Raw genomic sequence first — 6694 nt, 5'->3', positions numbered from 1 at the left:
GGCCTCGTCGCGGCGCGGCGGGGAGGCGACGCCGCTGGCGCTGCTCCTCGGCCGGGACGAGGTGGCGGTGACCGGCCCGCGCGCGCGGCGGCTCGTCCGGGGCCGCCGGGTGCTGGTGACCGGCGCGTGCGGGACGGTCGGCTCGGCGCTCTGCCACGGGCTGAAGCGGCTCGACCCGGCGGAGCTGACGCTGGTCGACATCGACGCGTCCGGGCTGGCGCGGCTGCGGCACGAGATGACCGCGCGGCTGCCCGAGGCCCGGGTGACGGTCGCGCCCGCCGACGTCCGGGACGGCGCGACGGTCGCGGCCGTGCTCGCCGCCGCCCGCCCCGAGCTGGTGTTCCACGCCGCCGGGCGGCACGACCTCGGCCGGGTCGAGCGGGACCCGTGCCGGGGCGTCGCCGACAACGTCCTCGGGCTGCGGCACGTCGTGGACGGCGCGGTCCGGCACGGCACCCGGCACCTGGTGTTCGTGTCGTCCGACAAGGCCGCCGACCCGACCTCGGTGTTCGGCGCGACGATGCGGCTCGGCGAGTTCCTGCTCCAGGCGGCGGCGGGCGGGCCGACCCGGTTCGCGGCCGTCCGGATCGGGAACGTGCTCGGCCCGCGCGGGCGCCTGCTCGGGCTGCTCGCCGACCGGATCGCGGCCGGGGAGACGATCACGATCACCCATCCGGAGGTGGCGCGGCACTTCATGACCGCCGAGGAGGCCGCCGGGCTGCTGCTGGAGGCCGCCGCGCTCGCCGAGGAGGCCGAGACGTTCGTGCTGGACATGGGGCGTCCGGTGCCGGTCGTCGAGCTCGTGCACCGGTACGCCGAGCAGCTGCGGCTGCCCGAGGTGACGATCCGGTTCTGCGGGCTCGGCCCCGGCGAGAAGCTCGCGGAGAAGCCGTTCGCGGACTGCGAGGCGCGGCTGCGCACCGCGCACCCGAAGATCTGGGCGACCCGGCCCGGACCGCCGCCGGCCGCCGGGCTGCCCGCCCTGCTGGACGAGCTGGGGGCCGCCGCCGACGCCGACGACGCCGCACGGGTCCGGCGGATCCTGCGGCGGCTGCTGCCCGAGTACCACCCGGCGCGGCGGCCCGAGCCGTCCGCCGCCGCGCCGACGCGCGACGCGGGATCGCCGACCGATCCCCCCGGCCTGTAGAGGGGTGCGCCTTGGAAGCCTTCGACCCGGACCGCAAACTACGCGTCGCCACCGTGATCACCCGGTTCAACGGCGGCGCGGGGAACGTCGCGCTGAACGGCGCGCTCGCCCTCGACCCCGACCGGTACGAACGCGCGGTCATCACCGGCGGCGTCGGCATGGACAGCGCCGCCGCCGACGGCTCGGACGGCTCCGGGAACGGATCCGGGCTGGACGTGCTGCACGGCGCGGCGGCCGTGGCGAACGCCGCCGCCGGTGACCTGACCCCGCGCGCGTACGAGGCGGGCATGGAGATCACGCAGGTCAGGCCGCTCGTCCCGCAGATCTCGCCGCGTGACGACCGGGCCGCGCTGCGGACGCTCACGACCGTCCTCGCCGAGGGCAGGTACGACGTCGTCCACACGCACAGCGCGAAGGGCGGCGTGATCGGGCGGATCGCCGCGGCCCGCGCCGGGGTGCCGCGGATCGTCCACACCTGGCACGGCTTCCCGTTCAACGAGTTCCAGTCGCGGCTGCGCCGGTCGGTGTACGTCCGGCTGGAGCGGGCGGCGGCCAAGCACACCGACGCGTTCCTGGCGATCGGGTCGGAGACCGTGACGACCGCGCTGCGCCTCGGCCTCGCCACCCCGGACCGCGTGCGGCTGTCGTGGCCCGCCGTGGACGTGTCGGCGTTCGAGGCGGCGGCCTCGTCAGGCGCGCGCGCACGAGCCCGCCGCCGCCTGGACCTTCCGCTCGGCGTGAAGGTCGTCGGCTCGATCGGGCGGCTCCAGTTCCAGAAGGGCCCGGAGATCTTCGTCCGGGCGCTCGCCGAGCTGCCGGGGGACGTGTTCGGGCTCTGGATCGGCGGCGGCCCGATGGCCCCCGAGCTGGAACGGCTCACGGAGCGGCTGGGGCTGACCGAGCGGATGCGCTGGCTCGGGCACCGCGACGACGTCCCGGAGCTGCTGCCCGCGTTCGACGCGATGGCGATGGCGTCCCGCTGGGAGGGGCTGCCGTGCGTGCTCGTCGAGGCGATCGCCGCCGGGATCCCGCTGGTCGCGACGGCCGTGCCGTCCAACCAGGACCTGGTGCTCGCGGGTGAGACCGGAATGCTCGTCCCGCCGCAGGACCCGCACGGCCTCGCCGTCGCCGTCGCCACACTGCTGGACGAGCCGGTCGCCGCCGCGCGCATGGCCGAGCGGGCGCGCGCACGCGTCGGCGACTGGTTCTCCCCCGCCTACCTCGGCACCGTCCTCGACGAGACCTACCGGGGCGTCTCGCGGCGCCCCCACCAGCGGTGACGCCGATGCTCCTGACCGCGCCGGACGTCGCCGCACCGGAGGTGGACCCGTCCCCTCCGGTGAAGCGGCGTCGGCGGCCGACCGCGATCGTCCTCGTGCTGTCGATCGCGTCGCTGCCGATGCTGATGCCGTTCGGCATGGGTCCGGGGCCGGGCAACACCGCCGTTCCGGACGTCCTGCTGGTCCTGCTGACCGGGACGACGCTGCTCTGGGCGGCGTCGCGGCGCAGGCCGGTGCCGTGGCCGTTCCTCGTGCCGACGCTGCTGGCCGTCCTCGCGGGCGCGACCGCGTCCCTCGTGAACGACGGTGCGGGCGCGTTGCCGCTGGTCAAGGACGTGTTCGTTCTGCTGTGGGCGGTGTGCGTCGCGACGCTCTGCCAGGACACCGGCATGACCCGGATCGCGCTGCGCGCCTACGTCTACATCGGCACGCTGTACGCGGTCATGGAGATCGTCGGGATGGTGGCGGGCATCGAGGCGCTGTCCGGCAAGCAGGTCGACGGCGCGCGCGCCATGTTCACCTTCGGTGACGCGAACTACGCGTCCAACTGGTTCATCTGCGTGTTCTTCATAGCGCGCGCCACCCGACTGCCCCGCCGGAAGGGGGCGCGCTGGACGGTCTGCGCGATCCTCCTCACCGCCGAGTTCCTGACCGGCTCCAACGGCGGCGCGCTCGCCCTCGGCGTCGCGCTCGTCGTCGGCTACCTCTGGCGGCTGATCAGGGACGGCAAGGCGCACCACGCGGTCGCCGTCGGCGCGCTCGCGGGCGTCCTCGGCGGCGGGACGGTCGTCCTCCTCACCCAGGTCGACACCGCCACCCTGGTCGAACGCGTCGGGGACACCGCGCCGATCCTGCGCGACTCGATCGGCCGGACGACCGGCGAGAGCACCGAATCGCGCGGAACCGTCCTCAACACGACCCTCACCATGCTGAGCGAGCAGAAGCACCCGTTCGGGATCGGGCCCAACGAGGTGCGGCGGCACAGCTACGACGAGCAGTACTCCTACGTCCGCGAGGCCCACAACGACTACATCGCGGCCGTGCTGGAACGCGGGTTCCTCGGCGGCGTCGCCGTGATCGCGCTGGTGTTCGTCCTGCTGCTGCGGTGCGTCCGGATCGCGCGGCGCGGCGCCCTGAACCGCGAGTACGCCGACCTCGTCCCGCACCCCGAGCTGTTCGGGGCGCTCGTCGTGGTGTTCCTGGTGTCCGCGCTCTTCTACCAGACCCTGCACTACCGGCACGGCTGGGCGTTCTTCGGCCTGATCGCGGCCGTGGACCTCTACGGACGACGGCGGGAGGAGAACCCATGACGCTCGTCGAGGACCGGGGGACCGGGCCGCGCGGACGGCTCCGCGACCGGCTGCGCGGGGGCCTGGTCGGCCTCGTCGCGGGCAACATGGCCGGACGGCTCGGCGCGCTCGCCTCGCTCGGCGTCGCGACGATCATGGTCGCGCGGATCGGCGGCCCCGAACTGGTCGGCGCGCTCACGCTCGTCCGGATCCTGCCCGGCATGGTCTGCCAGCTGTCGAACGCGGGCCTGATGGGCGCCGCGCCCTACTACCTGGCCGGGGAGCGGTACGACCAGCGGCGGGTGCGTCCGACCGTCGCCTACCTGACCGTCGGCGGCGCGGTCGTCGGCGGGCTCGCCTGGCTCGCCCTGTCCCCCGGGATCTTCCACCTCTTCTTCCGGGACTTCGGGTTCTGGGTCGCGCTGGCCGCGGCCGGGCCGTCCTTCACGCAGGGGTTCGTGTCGGTCGGGAAGGGCCTGCTCCAGGGCACCGGCGACCTGCGCGGCGCGAGCCTGGCGATCACCGTCGAGGAGTTCGTGTTCCTGCCGTTCTACGTCGGCATGCTCGGCCTCTGGTACGGGCCGGGCGCGCTGATCGCCGCGCTCGTCCTCGCCGACGTCGCCGCCGCCGCGTGGATCGCGCGCCGCCTCGCCCGGCGCGGCTTCTTCTCCGGCTGGGGACGCCCGTCGTTCCCCCTCGGACGCGAGATCGCCGGGTTCGGCATGCGCGGCCAGCTCGGGCAGCTCGTCGACCTGCTGAACCTCCGGCTGGACGTCGCGTTCCTCGGCGCGATGGCCGGCCCGTCCGTCCTCGGCGTCTACACGGTCGCGTCGAAGTTCGCCGAGCTCGTACAGCTGCCGGGGCTGGCGATGAACTACGTCCTGTACCCCGACTTCGCGAAGGAGGCGCGGGACGTCGCGGCCCGGCGGACGCGGAAGCTGATCCTGCCCGCGCTCGCCGTCTCCGCCCTCGCCGTCGTCCCGCTCGCCCTGCTCACCGGGACCGTCCTGCCGTGGGTGTTCGGGTCGTCGTTCGACGGCGCGCGCAACCCGACCTACCTGCTGCTCTGCGGGCTCGTCACGTTCGGCGTGTCCGGGCTGCTCCAGGCGTACCTCTACGGCATCGGACGCCCCGGGCTCACCTCCGTCGCGCAGGCCGCCGGACTCACCGTCACCGTCGCCCTCGACCTGCTGCTCATCCCCCACTTCGGAGCGACGGGCGCGGCGGTCGCGTCCGCCTTCTCCTACACGACGACCACTCTCGTCCTGCTGTTCTGGTTCGCCCGGCTGCGCGGGCGGACCCTCCTCGAAGCGGAGGCGGCCCCGTCATGACCGAACTCCAGGCGTCCCCCGTCGACCCGTCCGACGGCGTCCCGCCCTCCGGCGCGCGCCGGACGCTGGACGTGTTCGGCGCGATCCTCGGCCTCCTCCTGCTCGCGGGGCCGCTCCTGCTGATCTGGTGCCTGGTGCGGACGTCGAGCCCCGGCCCCGGGCTGTTCCGGCAGACCCGCGTCGGGCAGGGCGGCCACCCGTTCACCATGCTGAAGTTCCGGACGATGCGGACCGGCGTCGGCGGCCTCACCGTCACCGCGAACGCCGACCCGCGCCTCACCCGCGTCGGACGGCTGCTCCGCGAATGGTCCCTGGACGAGCTGCCGCAGCTGTGGAACGTCCTGCGCGGCGACATGACGCTGGTCGGGCCGCGTCCGGAGACCTACGACCTCGCCGTCCACTACGGCCCGGACACCCGCTGGGTCTTCGACCACCGGCCGGGGCTCACCGGGGTGTCGGAGGTCCGGTTCCGCGACTTCGACGTGCTGGGGCCGGGCGAGACCGTCGACCTGGTCAACTACATCCGGCGGATCGTCCCGGCGCGGGTCGCCGTGGACGCCGTCTACCTGCGCGAACCGTCCATGCGGGCCACGTGGCGCGCGCTGTGGGACACCGTCCGGCACATCCTCGGCTTCACCGTCCCTCCCCTGGCCGTCGCGCCGGACGGCACGGTCACCCAGCCCTCGGAGAAGGAGACCGAGAACACCGGCGACCATGCCCCCGACGCGGTATGAGGCGACGGTGAAGTTCAAGATCCTCACCGTCGTCGGGGCGATCGCGCTGGTCGCGGGGGTGGTGTTCGCCGTGCAGGTCCGCACGTCCGGGAGCTACCACCCCTACCGGGGGCCGAGCGCGACGCCCGGGACCCCGGCGGCGCGGCACGTCCCGACCCGCCGGATCGCGCTGAACACCACGCCCGCCGACTACCCGCGCCTGAAGGAGCTCGGGTTCGACCTGGTGGACGCGCAGCCCGGCGACGCCGCGCTCGCCCGCGTCCCGGCCGGGATGCGCGCGATGCTCTGGGTCGGCAACTTCACCTGCGACGACTTCTCGCTGTCCTTCGACGCGTTCGCGGCGGCCGTCCGCCGGTACGGGCACGACCCGCGCGTCTACGGCTGGTACCTGTCGGACGAGCCGAACCCGGGCGAGTGCCCGAAGGTGCTCGGCGAGATCCGCCGCCGCGCCGACCTGATCAGGGCGGAGGCGCCCGGCCAGGTCGCGTTCGTGTCGCTCACCGACTGGCCCATGGGCGACGCGACGCCCGCCAAGCTCCACGTGGACGTCGTCGGCCTGGACCCGTACCCCTGCCAGGGCGGCACCAGCCCCCGCGCCGGCTGCGACCTCGGCGCGATCGACCGCATGGTGCGGCTCGCCGACCAGGCCGGGATCCCGCGCGCCTCGGTCGCGCCCGTCCTCCAGACGTTCGGGCAGGGCTGCACGGACGGCGACAAGCAGTACTGGATGCCGACCGGCGCGCAGTTCAGGGCCCTCCTCGAACGGTGGGACCGGCTCGTGCCGGACCCACCGCTCGAGATCGCCTACTCCTGGGGCCACCAGGCCAGATACGCCTGCCCGACGCTCTCGGACGCCGCCGACCTCCAGTCGATCCTGAAGGAGCGCAACACCCGGCGGCGGTAGGTGCCCGGG

The 6694-nt window shown here is 74.4% G+C and carries 6 protein-coding genes; all 6 read left to right on the top strand.

Annotated elements, in window-relative coordinates:
* Window positions 1-1147 (top strand): polysaccharide biosynthesis protein (locus tag EBO15_RS27940; RefSeq protein WP_122197432.1); only part of this gene is annotated, 1147 nt, incomplete at its 5' end.
* A gap of 11 nt (window positions 1148-1158) precedes the next feature.
* Window positions 1159-2427 carry a glycosyltransferase gene (locus EBO15_RS44480; protein ID WP_158628367.1) on the top strand — a complete coding sequence of 423 codons (1269 nt, stop codon included), beginning with the start codon at window positions 1159-1161 and terminating at the stop codon, window positions 2425-2427.
* A 5-nt stretch (window positions 2428-2432) separates the two neighbouring features.
* Window positions 2433-3737 carry an O-antigen ligase family protein gene (locus EBO15_RS27925; RefSeq protein WP_122197430.1) on the top strand — a complete coding sequence of 435 codons (1305 nt, stop codon included), beginning with the start codon at window positions 2433-2435 and terminating at the stop codon, window positions 3735-3737.
* On the top strand, window positions 3734-5047 hold the full coding sequence (locus EBO15_RS27920) for an oligosaccharide flippase family protein (protein ID WP_122197429.1): 1314 nt from the start codon (window positions 3734-3736) through the stop codon (window positions 5045-5047). Before EBO15_RS27925 ends, EBO15_RS27920 begins: the two co-directional genes overlap by 4 nt.
* Complete coding sequence (locus tag EBO15_RS27915; RefSeq protein ID WP_122197428.1) at window positions 5044-5781, top strand: sugar transferase; 738 nt, start codon at window positions 5044-5046, stop codon at window positions 5779-5781. The genes EBO15_RS27920 and EBO15_RS27915 overlap by 4 nt, the downstream gene beginning before the upstream one ends.
* Before the next feature lie 7 nt (window positions 5782-5788).
* Window positions 5789-6685 carry a glycoside hydrolase 5 family protein gene (locus EBO15_RS27910; protein ID WP_147481678.1) on the top strand — a complete coding sequence of 299 codons (897 nt, stop codon included), beginning with the start codon at window positions 5789-5791 and terminating at the stop codon, window positions 6683-6685.
* Window positions 6686-6694: the final 9 nt, after the last annotated feature.

This window comes from Actinomadura harenae, assembly GCF_003696215.1.
Taxonomy (GTDB): domain Bacteria; phylum Actinomycetota; class Actinomycetes; order Streptosporangiales; family Streptosporangiaceae; genus Spirillospora; species Spirillospora harenae.
Note: the sequence above shows the minus strand (reverse complement) of the source record. Positions and strands in the feature narration are given on the sequence as shown.